Consider the following 15741-nt stretch of genomic DNA (forward strand, 5'->3'; position numbering starts at 1 on the left):
CGAGGACCGCGCCATGTCCCACAGCAGGCGTATCGGCATCATCGCGGGAACGGCAGCGCTGCTGCTGACGGCCACCGCCTGCTCGGGCCTGGGCCGGAGCACCGTCGGGGTGCTCAGTTTCCGCGGCCACGACTCGCCGATCGAAGTGAGTTACACCGACACCTCGGTCAAGGGCTGCCACAAGATCGCCCTGCCGAAGGGGGCGACCCACGCGGAGAACAACACCCTGGTGGACATCGTCCTGTACCGGACGGAAGACTGCCGCAAGCTGGACCGGGCCGGGGCCACCTACCTGGCCACGACGCTCTCGGACGTCACGGCCCCCGCGAGCCTGCCCTGGCGCAGCTTCACCGTCGTCCACTGACGCACGGCCGGCCACACCGGCACGGCATGCTGGGGCGGTGCCTCCTCCCACCGTGCATCCCCAACAGCCCGACTCCGCCGACCTGATGGTCGTGTGCGGCGACGACGGGCTGGCCCACCGGCTGGCCGCGGAGCTCCGCGACGTCTACGAGGAGCGGGTGACGCTGGTCGTGCCCGCCGCCCGCGATGTGCGTCCCGGGTCGGGGCCCGGGCAGGGCCGGACCCGGTCCGGGGCCGGGAGCGTGCTGCTGGGATGGCTCCCGGGCGCGCGGATCCGCACGCCCGCCGCTGACCGGGCCGCAGCGGGGGAGACCCCCGTACCGGAACTACGGGTGCTGGAGGCCTACCTCCCCGACGAGGAGACGCTGGCCGCCGCCGGAGTGGCCGGGGCGGCCGCGCTGGCGCTCGTCTACGAGGAGGACGAGACGAACGTACGGGCCGCCCTGGTGGCCCGGCGGCTGAACCCCAGGCTGCGGCTCGTCATCCGCCTCTACAACCGCAAACTCGGCCAGCACCTCGAGGAGTTGCTCGACCAGGCGGCGCTCGTCGCGGAGCCGGGGATCGACCTGCGGGGGCTGGATTCCGCCACGACCGTGCTCTCCGACGCCGACACGGCCGCCCCCGCACTCGCCGCTTCAGCCATCGCGGGCACCAGCAAGGTGATCCAGGCCGACGGCCTGCTCCTGCGCGCGGTCGAACGCACGCCTCCCGGACCCGGACAAGTGGCCGACCCGGGCCTGTGCACACTGGCCCTGCTGTCCGCGACCGCCGTCGACCCGGCCGGCGCCGACGGATCGGAGCTCGGCGGGGACCGGGGACCGCAACTGCTCCCGGACGCCCGGTCCGTGGCGGCCGCGACCGGGCGGGGAATCGTCGCGCTGGAAGCGGTCTCCCACGCGGCGGCCGCGCCCGCGGGACGGCGGCTGAACCAGGTCTCCCTGCCCGTCGGCTCGCTCTTCTCCCGCAGACTCCGCTGGTCGATGGCCGGGATCACGGCCGCCGTCGGCGCCCTGGCGGTGGCCTCCTCCCTGGTCACGGGCGCCACCCCGCTGCACGCCGGCTACCTCACCCTGCTCGACGTCTTCGCGATCAACGACCCCGCGCTCGACCAGCCGCGCGAGCAGCAACTCCTGCAGATCCTGGCCGGGTTCGTGGGGCTGCTCCTGCTGCCCGTCCTGGTCGCGGCGGCGCTCGAAGCGCTGGGCGCCTTCCGCACCGCCACGGCCCTGCGCAGGCCGCCGCGCGGACTCTCCGGCCACGTCGTGCTGCTCGGCCTCGGCAAGGTCGGCGCCCGGGTGCTCGCGCGGCTGCGGGAACTGGGCATCCCGGTGGTCTGCGTGGAGTCCGACCCCCGGGCCCGCGGGATCGCCCTCGCCCGCCGCCTGCACGTGCCCGTCGTGGTCGGCGACGTCACCGACGAAGGGGTCCTGGAGGCCGCCCGGATCCACCGCGCCCATGCCCTGCTGGCGGTGACCAGTTCGGACACCACCAATCTGGAGGCCGCGCTGTACGCCCGCTCGGTGAAACCCGATGTACGGGTGGTGATGCGGCTGTACGACAACGAGTTCGCCACCGCCGTCTACCGCACCCTGCGCGAAGCCCACCCGGCGGCCCTCACCCGGAGCCGCAGCGTCTCCCATCTGGCGGCGCCCGCGTTCGCCGGAGCGATGATGGGACGTCAGGTGCTCGGCGCGATCCCGGTGGAGCGCAGGGTGCTGGTGTTCGCGGTACTGGAGGTGGCGGGCCATCCCCAGCTGCAGGGCCGCACCATCGCCGAATCGTTCAGACCCGGCGCCTGGCGGGTCATCGCCCTGGACACCGCCGCGCCGGAGAACCGCCGTCTGGGCCTCACCACCGAGCCGGACTACGACGTGGCCCGGCGGCCCGACCTGGTGTGGGACCTGCGCCCCGGCTACGTCCTGCGCACGGAGGACCGCGTGGTCATGGCCGCCACCCGGCGCGGCCTGGCGGAACTGCTCGGCCGCGGGCAGGCCCGTACGGCCGGGGCCCGGGGCACCGGGGCAAGTCAGTCCGGCTGAGCCGCCGGTGGGACGTCGTCGGTGCGCAGCAGGACGTGGTGCGTGCCGCGGCCCGTGGAGTCGACGTGCACCACGTGGCTGCCCACGCGCACGGTCCGGGTGCCCGCGGCCGTCCAGCAGCCGTCGGGCCCCTGGGCGTACGGCAGCGGGGACCAGACCTCCAGGAAGGTGCTGCCGTCGAGGTTGGTGCCCGTCTCGATCAGGCGGTTGCCATCGGGGCGCAGGACGCCGACGTCGTGGCCGGGGGCGCCGGCGTCGTGGTGGAAGGTGACCCGCGCGCCGTCGTACGAGGTGGTTCCGGCGAACCCGCGGCTGTCCGCGTACAAGGTGTGGGTCTGGAGCCACACGACGTGCTCGGTTTCCCGGAGCGGGCCGCCGTTGCGGCTGATCCCGGTCCGCAGCCAGGCGCCGCGGAGGGGCGCGTCCACGGCCGGGGCCTCAGACCCGGTCCACGTGCACGCTGGTGGACTTCACCCGGGCCGTGGCCCGCACGCCGACCGCCAGTGCCAGCTCCTCGACCGCTTCCCGGGTCAGGAGGGACACCAGCCGGTGCGGGCCGGCCTGGACCTCCACCTGCGCGGAGACCTCGCCGAGCGTCACGGCGGTCACGATGCCGGGGAAGGAATTGCGGGCCGAGGTGTGCGGCGCGTCGGTGTCCTCTCCGGCGGAGGCCTCCTTGGCGACCTCCACGCAGAACGTGGCGAGGCCCGGCCCGTCGACCATCCTGCGGGTGCCCACGCGGCGGGTGGGAAACCGGTCGGCGTCAGCCCAGCGGCGGGCGGTATCGGAACTGACCCCCAGCAGCGCGGCCGCCTGGCCGATGGTGTAGGACTCCATGGCCACACAGTAACGGCGGATCGCCCGGCGCGACGGGTGTCGGCGATGACTGGCCGCCCGGCCGCGCGGCCCGTCCGCACCCTTCGCCACGCCCCCGCGTACGCGCCCACCGCGCCGCCTTCGGTACGAGCGGATCCCACCGGCTCCGCCACATGGGGGACGCGGCCGGCAGCCCCCGGCTCTCGGCCGCGGGCTTCCGCCCCAATGCCCGTTCGCGCCCTCCCCGGTCGTGGTGTTCTACGATCTCGGTGCCCGGCGGTCCGGTCGGTCCAGGTGCTGATAGACGCCGGCGGCAGGCACGGGAAGAAGGACAGACATGCACAACGGTTTCAAGGGCGTCCCGCCCACCACCCTCGCCGACCTCCTGGGCCGGGAGCAGGTCATGGACATCGGCATCCGCCCGCTGTGGGACGCGCCGCGCGTCGCCGGGCCCGCGTACACGGTGCGGTGCGAGCCCGGGGACAACCTGATGCTGCACGCGGCCATCTACCGCGCCGAGCCGGGCTCGGTCGTCGTCGTGGAATCGGGCGATCTGGACTACGCGCTCGCCGGCGGAAACGTGTGCGCCGTCGCCCAGCGCCGGGGCATCGCCGCGTTCGTTCTCGACGGGCTCGTACGCGACCTCGCCGAGGTGCGCGAAGCGGGCTTCCCCGTCTTCGCCCGCGGGGTCATCCCCGTCCCGGGCGGCAAGAAGAAGCTCGGACGGCTGGGCGGCCCGGTCCGGGTCGGCGGAGTGGGCGTGCACCCCGGCGACATCGTGGTCGCCGACGAGGAGGGCATCGTGGTCACCCCGGCCGCCCGCCGGGAGGAGATCCTGCGCGCCGCCCTGGACAAGCTGGCCAGGGCGGCCGGGGAGTCCCTGGACGCCTGGGAGGAGCAGCACCGCGCGCGGATCGAGAAGGCACTGAGCGGCCTCGGCTTCACCGGCTGACCGGACGCACCCCGGGCGGCGGGACCCGCCCGGGCCCGCCGCCCGAGGCGGCCCCGGACGTATCGGCCGCGTTCAGTCGCGGTCGCCGCCGCTCTGCCGGCCGCCACCGCTCTCCGGGACGCTCAACAGCACCTCGCGCAGCCGGGCGACCAGGGCGGAGGCGCTGTCCGGCTCCTCGCCCACCCCGGCGGCGCGGGAGTCGTCGGGGATCAGTTCCTTGAGGTGGTCGGAGAGGACATCGGCGTACGCCTGCTCCTTCTCCACCAGTCCGCCGGGCTGGCGCAGCCCGATGGTGGCCTCGATGACCTTGCCGATGAGCGCGGTCATGGCGAACGAGAACAGGCCGAGCACCACGGTGGCGGTGAGCTGCTTGCCCAGCAGGTCCCAGGAGCCGCCGTAGAAGAGGCCCTTGTGGCCCGTCAGGGTCCCGGTCGCGCACAGGCCGGCCATCACCATGCCGACGATGCCGCCCCAGCCGTGGATGCCCACGACGTCCAGGGTGTCGTCCACTCCCAGCCGGTACTTCCAGCTGATCGCGAACGCACAGGTCAGCCCGGCGAGGAAGCCGATGATGCTGGCCCATACCGGGCTCACCCCGCCCGCCAGCGGAGTCATGGCGACCAGGCCCGTGACGGCGCCCATGCACATGTCGAGCAGGCCGACCCGCCGCGTGCGCCACCAGCTGGTCACCGCCCAGCCGGCCATCGCGGAGCCCGCCGCGAGCTGGCTGTTGAGGAAGGCCATCGCGGCTCCGCCCGGGGTCTCCAGGGAGGAACCGGTGTTGAATCCGAACCAGCCGAACCACATCAGCGAGAGTCCGATGACCACGAGCGGCAGGTTGTGCGGCCGGATGCCCTGGCGCTCGAAGTCCGCCCGCTTGCCCGCGACGGTGGCGAGGGCCAGTCCGGCGGCCCCCGATCCGATCTCCACGACCGTGCCGCCGGAGAAGTCGACGGCGCCGAGCTGCTCGGAGGCCCAGCCGGCCGGGTCGAACATCCAGTGCGCCATGGGGATGTAGACCAGCAGGGTCCAGGCGATGACGAAGGCGATCCAGCCGCCCATCGTGGCGCGGCCCGCGATGGAGCCGGCGATCAGGGCCACCGTGACGATCGCGAAGGACATGTGGAACACCGCGAAGGTCACCGTGGGTACGGAGCCGGTCAGTGACCGGGCATCGATCCCGCGCATGAAGGCGTGGTCGAGGGTGCCGATGACCCCGAGGCCGCCTGCGTCGGGGCCGAAGGCCAGGGAGTACCCGATCGCGTACCAGAGCACGGTGACGATCACCACGCAGAAGAAGATCATCTTCAGCATGGCGACGATCTGGCCGGTGCGGACCATGCCGCCGTAGAAGAACGCCACTCCGGGGGCCATCAGCAGCACCAGGGCCGAGGCCATCAACAGCCAGGCCGCGTTGCCGGAGTCGGCGACGGCGGGTGCGGCGGAGACGGTCGCGGCAATCGTGTGGGCGGTCACTTGTCACGCTCTCGTCGGTCCAGTACGGATACGATCTCGGCGAGCAGCGCGGCGTCCTGCCGCTCCGTCGCGCCCTGGGGGGCTCCCGCCAGGGCGGGTTCGCGGGCGGTGTCGCCGTCCGGACCCATCCGGTCGCGGATCTCGTCCAGGGTCTCGTTGTCGTAGGCCACCTCTTCCTCCCGGCCGGGTACGTTCTCGTACTCCTCCGAGGTGCGGAAGCCGACGGCCTTGTCGATCACCTTGGCGATGAGCCAGGTCATGACGAAGGCGAAGGACCCGACCGCCAGGACGCCGACGGCCTGACGCCACAACTGGTCCAGGCCGCCCCCGTAGAAGAGGCCCTTCTTGCCGCTCATCGAGGCCGTCGCGAAGAAGCCGATGGAGAGCACGCCGACGATGCCGCCCCAGCCGTGCACGCCCACCACGTCGAGGGTGTCGTCGACGCCGATCTTGAACTTCATGTTGATGGCGAAGCAGCAGACCACACCGGCGGTGAAGCCGATGATCAGCGCGCCGAGCGGGGAGACCTCACCGCAGGCCGGGGTGATGGCCACCATGCCGGCGACCGCCGCCGAGGCCACACCCAGCATCTCCACATGACCCAGGCGCCACTTCTCGATGATCGGCCAGCCGATCATCGCGCCCGCGGCGGCGAGTTGGGTGTTGAAGAAGGTGGTCGGCGCGCTGCCCTCGACCTGAAGCGCGGAGCCCGCGTTGAAACCGAACCAGCCGAACCACAGCAGCGCCAGACCGATGATGACCAGGGGAAGGTTGTGCGGGCGGATCGTCTCGCGCTCGAAGTCCTTGCGCTTGCGCAGCGCGATGGCCACCGCGAGCCCCGAGGCCCCCGAGCTCAGCTCGACCGGCAGACCGCCGGCGTAGTCGAGCGCGCCCAGGGACTTCTGGATCCAGCCGTCGGGGGCGAACACCCAGTGCGCGGTGGGCACGTACACCAGCAGGGTCCAGGCGACGACGAAGACCAGCCAGCCCTTCATGGTGGCGCGGCCCGCGATCGATCCGCTGATCAGCGCCACCGTGATGATCGCGAAGGACATCTGGAAGCAGGCGAAGATCACCGTCGGGATGGAGCCGTGCAGGGAATCCATCCCGATGCCCCGGAAGAAGGCGTGGTCGAGATTGCCGATCATGCCGCCGCCGGCGTCCTTGCCGAAGGCGAGGGAGTAGCCGACCGCGACCCACAGGACGGTCACCAGGGACAGGCAGGCGAAGCTCATCTTGAGCATCACCAGCACGTGCTTGGTCTTGACCATCCCTCCGTAGAAGAAGGCGAGCCCGGGGGTCATCAGCAGCACCATGGCGGTGCTCGCCATCATCCAGGCGGTATTACCCGTATCGTAGCCACTGGGCATGTGGTGGAGCTCTCTCTGGTCGTGAACGAGCGGACAGAGGTGGGGAGTTCAGGTCTTGCGCAGGGCCGGGGCGGGTACGTCGATCAGCCTGCGCCGCACCGCGTCCCAGACGGCCCCGAGCGCCTGGGTCACGGGCTCGGTGTGCTCGCCGAGCACCCGCACCCAGGCCCCGCAGTCCTGCGGGAGCACGCTGACCCCGTACGGGAGTCCGCGGCCGGCCAGGGATTCGTGGAGCAGGTCGGCCAGCTCGCGGGCGGGGGCCAGCGGGCTGACCGCGAAGAAGCAGGCCATCACGGAGTGGCCGGCCAGCACGGCGGGCCCGTCCACGGCGGATCCGCCGCAGCCCCCGGGCCCGCCCGGCTCCAGACGTACGGTGTCCAGAGCCACCAATTTGCCTCCGGGACGGCGGAGTTCGAAGTCGGAGGCGAAGACCTGGTAGGCGTTGCGCTCTCCGCGTGCGAGCCGCCCGGACAGCAGGGTCTCGCTCGCCAGCACGGTGGCCGTGGGGTCTGCGGTGATCACCGTGCGCTGGTAGAAGCGCGAGTCCACGTAGGGGATGACCGGGTCCGGCAGGTACTCGACGTACGCGTCCGCCCCGACGGTCAGGAAGGTCTGCGCGGCGGCGTAGTCGTGCTCCATCCGGTACACCTTGGTGGCCGCCTGGGTGGTGACGTGCCCCGAGGTGCCGGGTCCGAAGACCAGGTCCGTGCGCAGCCGGTCGGCCTGGATGATCCCGCCGCCCGTGGACATCAGCAAGGTGATGGGCAGGTCCGGGCGGTGCGGGTCGAAGTAGAGCGGCCGCATGATCTGGAGGGGGGACTTCTGGTAGTGCCGCACCAGCTCGGTCCGCCCGCCGATCTGCTCGAAGCCCAGCTCCAGCAGACCGACCTTGCCGGGGCGCCCGACGCCGAGGGTGTCGGGCACCGAGGCGTGCCGGAGCACCTCCGGGGGGACCCGCGGGGGTTCGTAGTGCGCGGGGTCGAGGCGGACGCGGGGCGGCGGCGGGGGAGCGGCCGGGAGGGGGTCGGCCGGTGCGGGATCCGCCGTCGCGCGTCCGGCCTTCGCGCGCCCGGCCGGCGCGGGGCCGGCCTTCGGCGGGGCCTCCGTCGTCAGGCTCACGCCGGCACCCGGCGGAACGACTCGATGAAGTTGGCCACGTCCTCCAGGCCCTGCCCGGTCAGGCAGTTGGTCAGGGCCACGGGGCGCCCCTCGCGCACGTGGTGCGCGTCGCGCTCCATCACGCCGAGGTCGGAGCGTACGTACTGGGCGATGTCGATCTTGTTGATCACGAGCATGTCGGACTCGGTGATGCCCGGACCGCGCTTGCGGGGCATCTTCTCGCCCTGGCCGGTGTCCAGGACGAAGAGGAACATGTCGACCAGCACCGGGCTGAAGGTCAGGGTGAGGTTGTCGCCGCCCGACTCGTAGAGCAGGGTGTCGACATCGGGGAACCGTTCCAGCATCTCGGCGCCCGCGGCCAGGTTCATCGTCGGGTCGTCGCGCACGGCGGTGTGCGGGCAGGCGCCGGTCTCCACGCCCACGACGCGCTCGGGGTCTAGCACCCCGGCCAGGGTGCGGCGGACGTGGTGAGCGTCCTCCTGGGTGTAGATGTCGTTCGTGATCACGGCGGGCCGGTGGCCGCGCGCGATGAGCACCGGCACCAGGGCCTCGATCAGCGCCGTCTTGCCGGAGCCGACGGGGCCGCCGACGCCGACGCGCAGGACGTTGTCCTCGTTCATCAAAGTCACACACCTTAGGGAAGGGACAGCCCGAAGAAACGGACTGATGGGTCAGGTGGCGAACAACCGGGCCTCTGCCCGCTCGTGACGGCCCGACATCACATCCGCCATCGGAACGCATCCGCCGAGATCTGCGAGTTCACGGCGCAGCGCTGCCCCCGCCACCTCCTCGATGACGGGTGCGATCCCGCGCAGCACCACCTGTGCCTTGCGGTGGTCCGTGAGCCGCAGCCGCAGCGCGGCGCCGGTGAAGCTGGCCGAGTACGCGAACAGATCGCTCACGACGGCCTGTTCGGCCGGGACACCGGCGGCCGCGTACGCGACCCCGGCGGCCACGGCCTGCGAGCCGGGAGCCCGCTTGGCGGCCACGAGCTCCGCGTACCGTTCGAGGGGCTCCCCGCCGACGCACTCGCGGGCGATGTCCAGCAACTGGCGGCCGGTACGGGTGGCGGCGCGGCGCAGTCCCTCGTTCAGCTTGGCCGCGTTCAGCCGCCGGTCGGTCTCGGCCAGCGCCTCCCAGTCCCCGGCCAGCGCGGCCCGGTGGGCCAGCGCCAGCGCGGTGGCGTCGGAAGGCCCCACCGAATGCCGCAGCAGGTCGGCCAGCAGCCCCGGTACGCCCTCGGGGGTCACGGCCTTGGCCTGGGCGTAGCCCTCCAGGCCGTGGGAGAGCGTGTAGAAGCCGCTGGGAAAGGCCGAGTCGGTGAGCTGGAGGCTGACCAGCAGGGCTTGTACCGAAGCCGCGGCCAGGGGTTCCACGGTATTGCTCATACCAGGTAGAACAGGTGGTTCAGGGGCAGTTCCCGGGCCGGTTCGATGGTGGCCGGCACCCCGTCGAGGGCGACCTTGTAGGTCTCCGGGTCGACGGTGATCTCCGGGAGGGCGTCGTTGCGGACCATGTGCTGCTTGCCGACCGTGCGGCAGTGCCTGACCGGCAGGACCCTGCTGTCCAGGCCCAACTTCTGCGGAACGCCCAGATCGATCGCGGCCTGCGACATGAAGGAGACCCGGGTGGCCTGCTTCGCCCTGCCGTACGCGCCGAACATCGGCCGGTAGTAGACCGGTTGCGGTGTCGGGAGCGAGGCGTTCGGGTCACCCATCAGCGCCCAGTTGATCAGTCCGCCCTTGATGACCATCTTCGGCTTGGCGGCGAAGGAGCCGATCGGCCACAGCACGACGTCGGCGAGCTTGCCCGCCTCCAGGGAACCGATGTGGTCGGCCGTGCCCGAGGCGATCGCCGGGTTGATCGTGATCTTGGCGAGGTAGCGCAGTACGCGGAAGTTGTCGTTGCGCTCGGTGTCGCCGTCGAGCTTCCCGCGCTGGTCCTTGCAGTGGTGCGCGGTCTGGAAGGCCCTGGTCCAGGACTCGCCGATGCGGCCCATGGCCTGGGAGTCGGAGGAGAAGATCGAGATGACCCCCTCGTCGTGCAGCACGGTCTCGGCGGCGATCGTCTCGGCGCGCACCCGGGAGTCCGCGAAGGAGACGTCCTCCGGGATGTCGTGCGAGAGGTGGTGGCAGACCATCACCATGTCGAGCAGCTCGTCGACCGAGTTCACCGTGTACGGCAGCGTCGGGTTGGTCGAGGACGGCAGGACGTTGGGTTCGCCCGCGACCCGCATGATGTCGGGGGCGTGACCGCCGCCCGCGCCCTCGGTGTGGAAGGTGTGGATGGTGCGCCCGTCGATGGCCGAGCGGGTGTCCTCGAAGAATCCGGACTCGTTCAGGGTGTCGGTGTGCACCGCGACCTGGACGTCGTAGGCGTCGGCCACGTCCAGGGCCTTGCTCAGGGCCGCCGGGGTGGTGCCCCAGTCCTCGTGCACCTTCAGGCCGCAGACGCCCGCCTCGACCTGCTCGATCAGCGCTTCCGGCAGCGAGCCGTTGCCCTTGCCCAGCAGGCCGACATTGACCGGCATGTCCTCGACGGCCTGGTACATCCGGCCGATGTTCCACGGTCCCGGGGTGCACGTGGTGCCGTTGGTGCCGTCGGAGGGGCCGGTGCCGCCGCCGATCAGCGTGGTGATGCCGTTGGACAGGCCGTGCTCGGCCTGCTGCGGGGCGATGAAGTGGATGTGGGTGTCGATGCCGCCGGCCGTGGCGATCAGGTGTTCGCCGGAGATGACCTCGGTGCCGGGCCCGATGACCAGCTTGGGGTGGACCCCGGACTGGGTGTGCGGGTTGCCGGCCTTGCCGAGACCCGCGATGAACCCGTCCTTGATTCCGAGGTCGCCCTTGACCACACCCAGGATCGCGTCCATGACCACCACGTTGGTGATGACCAGGTCGAGGGCCCCCTGCAGGTTCGTGGCCTGCGGGTCCTGCGCCATGCCGTCGCGGATGCCCTTGCCGCCGCCGTAGACGGCCTCGTCGCCGTAGTGGCCCTCGTTGTGGTCCTTCTCGACCTCGACGACCAGATTGGTGTCCGCCAGGTGGAAGCGGTCGCCGACGGTCGGACCGAACAGATCGGTGTACTGCTTGCGGCTCAGGACGGCCATCTACTTGTGCCCCTTCTTGTGGGTCTTGGACTTCTTGGCCGCCGCGGCCCCGGCGGGTGCCTCGGCGGCGGGCTTCGCGACCGGCGTGGCCGCCTGCGTGGCCGCCTGGGCGGCGGCGGCCTCCTGGGCCGATTCCGCCCGGGCGCCCAGGAAGCCGAGCTCGACGGCCCGGTTCAGTGCGCGGACGCGGGTGTCGGTGGAGCCGAGACCGCCGTTGACGAGGGAGCTGAAGCCGATCAGCCGGCCGTGACCGCTGTACGCGGTGAGTTCGACCTCGCGGGTGTCGCCCGGCTCGAAGCGGACGCCGGTGCCGGCGGGGAGGTCGAGATGCATGCCGTAGGCGGCGTTGCGGTCGAAGTCGAGGGCGCGGTTGACCTCGAAGAAGTGGTAGTGCGAGCCGACCTGGACAGCGCGGTCACCGGTGTTGGAGACGCTGACCCTGGTCTTGCGGCGGCCGGCGTTGATCTCTACGGAGCCTTCGCCGTACAGGTACTTGGCGCCACCTGACATGGTGGTACTTCCCTTCCTTCGGATCAGTGGTGGGAATGGCCGTGCGGGTGGCCGTGATCTCGGCCGTGCGCATGCCGGTGGCTCTCGCCGGGTGTGTGCGTGTGCTGTGCGTCCGTGTCCGCGTGGTCGTGGCCGCCGCTCGGACCGTGGGAGTGCGCGTACCCGTGCCCGTGCTCGGCGTCCAGGCCCTCGGCGATGCCGTCCTGCCCGTGCGACAGCCGGTGCAGCGCTTCCTGCACGCGAGCCCGTACGACCTGGGCGGTCGCCGCGTCCGACAGCAGTGGACCGGTGTCCACTCCGGTGGGTACGAGGGCCGGGCCGCAGAACGCGGCCCGGATCATCGCGACTTGGTCCGCACCGAGCCGGCGGCAGCGCTCGACGCCCTCCGCCAGGTCCGGGTCGCCGCCGTCGAAGGCGACCTCCACCCAGCGGTGCTGCCCGTACTGGCGCACCAGCCGGGCCACCCGGAACAGATCGGCGTCCTCGAAGGGGCCCGCGGCGGGTGCGGTGACCAGGACTGCGGAGGTGTCGGGCGCCTCGCGCACCGCCTTGAGGGCGGCGGTACGAAGCCATGCGGTCAGGTGGTCCACGGTGGCGAAGGGGGGCGCCAGCGCGAGCCGCCCGGGCCCCGCTTCCCGTCCCAGCCAGCGCAGGGCACGGGCGCAGTCGGCGATCAGCCCGGGGTCGCGCCCCAGCGTCATCGGGACCACGCACACCGGCTCGGGCGAGGCGGCGAGCGCCGCGCGCACGGCTTCGGCCAGCGGCCGGCCGGGGTGCACGGCGCCCGCGGCGGCTCCGCCCTCGTGACCGCCGGCCAGAACGGTGCCGGCTGCCGATCGCGTTGCCCGTCCGGGCCGTTCGGGTGCGATGGCCGCCACCTCTCAGGCCCCGACGGGGTCGTGGCAGGAGACGAGCTTGGTGCCGTCCACGAAGGCGGCCTCGACCTGGAGCAGAGGCAGCATCTCCCGTACACCCGTCATGACTTCGGCGGCGGAGACGATCTGCTTGCCGAGCTCCATGCACTCGGCGACGGTCCTGCCGTCGCGGGCGCCTTCGAGGATGCCCTCGCTGATCAGGGCGCAGGCCTCGCTGTAGTTGAGCTTGACGCCCCTGTCCCGCCGCTTGCGGGCCAGGTCGGCCACGACGTAGATCCACAGTTTGTCCATCTCACGGGGGGCGAGATTCATCGGTCACTCACTTTCGGCTCTCAAGGTGTGCGGGTGCGCGGCGAGTTCGGCAGAGGGGGTGTCGGCATGTCGGCATGTCGGCGTACCGGCGCGCGGGCGTGCGGGCGCGGCGAGGGGCCGGTGAGCCGGTGTGTCAGGTCCGCCGCAGCCGGGGGATCTGCGGGACCGCTGCGACGAAGACGACCGTGGTCAGGACGAACGGCCACGTGAAGGTGTGGCCGCCGAACGGGTCGAAGAACAAGGTCATGGCGGCCGTCAGTCCCGTCGCCGCCGCGGCGCCCAGAAGGGCGAACGCGAAGCTCCAGCTGGACACGACGAGGAAGACCCCGCACAGGGCCATCGCCACGAGCACGCTGCTGTAGCCCATGAGCCCCTCGGCGACGGCTTCGGCCGGCGAACCCATCGCCCAGGCGACGAGGATCGCCGTGAGGCTGCCGACGCAGGCCATGACGCCGGCGACGCGGCTGGCCACGAAGATGCCGGCGAGGAAGATCAGGCCGACGTACCACTGCGGCATGAAGAAGATCTGGCCGACGTTCGCGAAGAAGGCGTGCCAGAGCTGGTTCCAGTCCAGGGCGGTGGTTCCGCCGGCGGCCTCGGGCAGGGCGGCCAGATCGGGACCCTTGTGCCAGACCCTGGTGAAGCTCGGCGCCGCGATGGTCATGACGCTCGCGATGATGCAGAACGGCGCCGTGAACGTGGGGATGTTCCAGGTGCCGAGGATCGTGGCGAGCGCCGAGGTGACGACCACGACGGTGATGCTGCCGCCGATCGCGAGGAGCACGGTGGACAGGTGTTCCGCACCGAGGAAGACGGCGAAGCCGAGTGAGACGAGGGTGCCGTTGAAGCCGCGCAGCCCGGCCGAGACGGTCTCGCGGTCGATGCCGAACGCGTAGGCGGTGGCGGTGCTGACGACAGCTCCGAGGAGGCCGTAGAGGGCGTACTTCCAGTCGGCGGCCGCGAGGGCGGCGACGAAGAAGATGCCCGTGAACGCACTCGGCATGAAATCGACCTGGGCGACGCCCCGCAGAACTTCCTGGATGAAGCTCGCGGGTTGAGCGGGAGCTTGGCGTGCGGGCTCCGTTGCCACGGCCTGCATTTCCGTCTCCAATGCGCAAAAAGAGAGGGCCCCGCAGGGCCCTTGGGCCGGTGGGGCATCGTGAGCGAGCAGCCGGAACCGGATGGTCCGATTGTGAGCTGGCTCACGCTGACACTACCCGCGAATCAGGACAATCCAGCCCGGAAGTGGGCGTGTCGCAGCGTCTGGAAGGGGCAACTCCACCGGCCTGATGGCGTGCCGCACGCACCGGACCGCCCCGGTGGTGTCGGCTGGGCGGGTGCGAGTCTTCGCGGGTCTGCGATGGTGGGCCGAACTGTCGCCGGCCGCCGGCGCCGCCGTCATGGCCGCCGGGATCCTCTCGGTCGGCCTGCACCTCATCGGCCAGGGGGCGTTGTCGATCGCCGCGCTGGTCTTCGCCGCGGCACTGTGGCTCGTACTCGCCGCCGATTTCACCGCCCGGCTGCTGGGTGACCGGCGGCGTTTCCACGCCGAGGCCGACACCCCGGCGGCCCTCACCGCCGTGGCCGCCACGGCCGTGCTCGGCTCCAGGCTCGCCGTCCTCGGGTGGCAGTCCGTGGCCCTCGCGCTGCTGGCGCTGGCCGCCGCGCTCTGGCCGGGGCTGCTGATCGCCGTCCTGCGGCACTGGGGCCACCGGATGCCCGGCGCCGCGTTCCTCGTCTCCGTGGCCACCCAGGGACTCGCCGTGCTGGCGGGCACCCTGGCCACCACCACCGGCCACGACTGGCTCGGCCGGGCCGCGCTGGCCGCCTTCTGCCTGGGGCTGCTGCTCTACGTCGAGGCGCTCGTACGCTTCGACTTCCGCGAGGTGGCGTCCGGAGCGGGAGACCACTGGGTGGCGGGCGGGGCGCTCTCCATCACCGCCCTCGCCGGATCCGGCCTCACGGCCTCACCCCTGTGGACGGGCTGGGCGCACCAGGGGCTGCGCGCCGTCACCCTGGTGACCCTGGGGCTCTCCCTCGCCTGGTACGTCGTGCTCCTCGCCGCCGAAGCGCTGCACCCGCGCCTGCGCTACGACGTCCGGCGCTGGGCGAGCGTCTTCCCCCTAGGTATGACGGCCACCGCGTGTCTCTCCGTTGCCGCCCCGGCCGGGGTGGGCTGGCTGCGGCCCCTCGGCACGGTGCTGCTCTGGATCGCGGTCGGCGCGTGGGTACTGACCTTCGCGGCCCTGGTCGCGAGGCCGGCCTCCGCTCGCACCTCCGCTGGCACCGGTGGACGCCCCGGACCGGGCTGACGGCCAGCAGGGCGGTCAGGGTGGCGACGGCGCGGGATGCAGCTGCCGGTGAACTCCCGCAACCCGCAGGGGGAGAGGTGTCCGGGTCGCGGGGGAGTCGGGCAGCGGCAGGAACAGCGTCGTCGTCAGCGGTGTGCCCACGGCCAGGGGCAGGACCGGCATCAGCGCCCGGGCGCCGGGGCGGTCCGCGCCGGGGCGTGCCGAGTACCGCCGCGAGCCGCAACGGCGTACGGATCGGCAGGCGCCGCGGAAGCCTCGAGTGCTAGGTCCTGTCTGGAGTCCGGATCACGAGTTCGGTAGATCGCCTGCGCGTGGAGGCCCGGTCTTGATAGGCCATCAGTCATGGCGCGAGGCGATCTCACAGTGGACTCTGATCGAGCCCCATCTTCCTATCGCTGCGGTCGGACCCATCCCCGACCTGCGGAAACACTTCAACGCGGTGATGTGGCGGTTCCGCGTCGGCAGCCCTTGGCGCGATCTGCCACAGG

17 protein-coding genes are annotated in these 15741 nt (G+C 71.9%); 5 read left to right on the forward strand and 12 right to left on the reverse strand.

Annotated features, from left to right (window positions below; all coding sequences use genetic code 11):
- Nucleotides 1-13: 13 nt before the first annotated feature.
- Together OTB20_RS22625 and OTB20_RS22630 are read left to right on the forward strand one after the other, a co-directional pair.
- On the forward strand, nucleotides 14-364 hold the full coding sequence (locus OTB20_RS22625; protein WP_267820080.1) for a hypothetical protein: 351 nt from the start codon (nucleotides 14-16) through the stop codon (nucleotides 362-364).
- An 85-nt stretch (nucleotides 365-449) separates the two neighbouring features.
- Nucleotides 450-2402, forward strand: a complete 1953-nt coding sequence (locus OTB20_RS22630) for a potassium channel family protein (RefSeq protein WP_267820120.1) — start codon at nucleotides 450-452, stop codon at nucleotides 2400-2402.
- On the opposite strand, the gene OTB20_RS22635 is transcribed toward OTB20_RS22630, so the two are convergent.
- Nucleotides 2390-2830 carry a hypothetical protein gene (locus OTB20_RS22635; RefSeq protein ID WP_267820082.1) on the reverse strand — a complete coding sequence of 147 codons (441 nt, stop codon included), beginning with the start codon at nucleotides 2828-2830 and terminating at the stop codon, nucleotides 2390-2392. The two genes, OTB20_RS22630 and OTB20_RS22635, sit on opposite strands and share 13 nt — an antisense overlap.
- Nucleotides 2831-2840: 10 nt before the next feature.
- Nucleotides 2841-3239, reverse strand: coding sequence for a TOBE domain-containing protein (locus OTB20_RS22640; protein WP_267820084.1), 399 nt, complete (start codon nucleotides 3237-3239; stop codon nucleotides 2841-2843).
- Between the two features lie 316 nt (nucleotides 3240-3555).
- Here OTB20_RS22640 and OTB20_RS22645 point away from each other — a divergent pair, with 316 nt between their 5' ends.
- Nucleotides 3556-4170 carry an RraA family protein gene (locus OTB20_RS22645; protein ID WP_267820086.1) on the forward strand — a complete coding sequence of 205 codons (615 nt, stop codon included), beginning with the start codon at nucleotides 3556-3558 and terminating at the stop codon, nucleotides 4168-4170.
- A gap of 72 nt (nucleotides 4171-4242) precedes the next feature.
- On the opposite strand, the gene OTB20_RS22650 is transcribed toward OTB20_RS22645, so the two are convergent.
- The 10 genes from OTB20_RS22650 to OTB20_RS22695 form a co-directional block, all read right to left on the reverse strand.
- Nucleotides 4243-5646, reverse strand: a complete 1404-nt coding sequence (locus OTB20_RS22650) for an ammonium transporter (protein ID WP_267820088.1) — start codon at nucleotides 5644-5646, stop codon at nucleotides 4243-4245.
- Nucleotides 5643-7016 (reverse strand): ammonium transporter, encoded by a 1374-nt coding sequence (locus tag OTB20_RS22655; protein ID WP_267820090.1) that lies wholly within the window; start codon nucleotides 7014-7016, stop codon nucleotides 5643-5645. Before OTB20_RS22655 ends, OTB20_RS22650 begins: the two co-directional genes overlap by 4 nt.
- A 48-nt stretch (nucleotides 7017-7064) precedes the next feature.
- Nucleotides 7065-8135 (reverse strand): urease accessory protein UreD, encoded by a 1071-nt coding sequence (locus tag OTB20_RS22660; RefSeq protein ID WP_267820092.1) that lies wholly within the window; start codon nucleotides 8133-8135, stop codon nucleotides 7065-7067.
- On the reverse strand, nucleotides 8132-8755 hold the full coding sequence (gene ureG, locus OTB20_RS22665) for an urease accessory protein UreG (protein ID WP_267820094.1): 624 nt from the start codon (nucleotides 8753-8755) through the stop codon (nucleotides 8132-8134). The genes OTB20_RS22660 and ureG overlap by 4 nt, the downstream gene beginning before the upstream one ends.
- Before the next feature lie 51 nt (nucleotides 8756-8806).
- A complete protein-coding gene (locus tag OTB20_RS22670; RefSeq protein ID WP_267820096.1) occupies nucleotides 8807-9523 on the reverse strand; it encodes an urease accessory protein UreF in 717 nt (238 codons plus the stop codon).
- The gene (gene ureC / locus OTB20_RS22675; protein ID WP_267820097.1) at nucleotides 9520-11244 is read right to left on the reverse strand and encodes an urease subunit alpha; all 1725 of its coding nucleotides are present in this window, start codon (nucleotides 11242-11244) and stop codon (nucleotides 9520-9522) included. The genes OTB20_RS22670 and ureC overlap by 4 nt, the downstream gene beginning before the upstream one ends.
- Complete coding sequence (locus tag OTB20_RS22680) at nucleotides 11245-11754, reverse strand: urease subunit beta (protein WP_267820099.1); 510 nt, start codon at nucleotides 11752-11754, stop codon at nucleotides 11245-11247.
- Between the two features lie 23 nt (nucleotides 11755-11777).
- Nucleotides 11778-12632: a sirohydrochlorin chelatase gene (locus OTB20_RS22685; RefSeq protein ID WP_267820101.1), complete on the reverse strand. Its 855-nt coding sequence runs from the start codon at nucleotides 12630-12632 to the stop codon at nucleotides 11778-11780.
- A gap of 3 nt (nucleotides 12633-12635) precedes the next feature.
- Nucleotides 12636-12941 (reverse strand): urease subunit gamma, encoded by a 306-nt coding sequence (locus OTB20_RS22690; protein ID WP_267820103.1) that lies wholly within the window; start codon nucleotides 12939-12941, stop codon nucleotides 12636-12638.
- A 133-nt stretch (nucleotides 12942-13074) separates the two neighbouring features.
- Nucleotides 13075-14040 (reverse strand): urea transporter, encoded by a 966-nt coding sequence (locus OTB20_RS22695; protein ID WP_420716463.1) that lies wholly within the window; start codon nucleotides 14038-14040, stop codon nucleotides 13075-13077.
- 238 nt (nucleotides 14041-14278) lie between these two features.
- On the opposite strand from OTB20_RS22695, the gene OTB20_RS22700 reads away from it, so the two are divergent.
- Both OTB20_RS22700 and OTB20_RS42830 read left to right on the forward strand, forming a co-directional pair.
- The gene (locus tag OTB20_RS22700; protein ID WP_267820105.1) at nucleotides 14279-15253 is read left to right on the forward strand and encodes a tellurite resistance/C4-dicarboxylate transporter family protein; all 975 of its coding nucleotides are present in this window, start codon (nucleotides 14279-14281) and stop codon (nucleotides 15251-15253) included.
- 259 nt (nucleotides 15254-15512) lie between these two features.
- A partial coding sequence (locus OTB20_RS42830; RefSeq protein ID WP_420716464.1) for a transposase occupies nucleotides 15513-15741 on the forward strand: 229 nt, incomplete at its 3' end.

Source organism: Streptomyces sp. H27-H1 (assembly GCF_026627445.1).
In the GTDB taxonomy this organism is placed as follows: Bacteria; Actinomycetota; Actinomycetes; order Streptomycetales; family Streptomycetaceae; genus Streptomyces.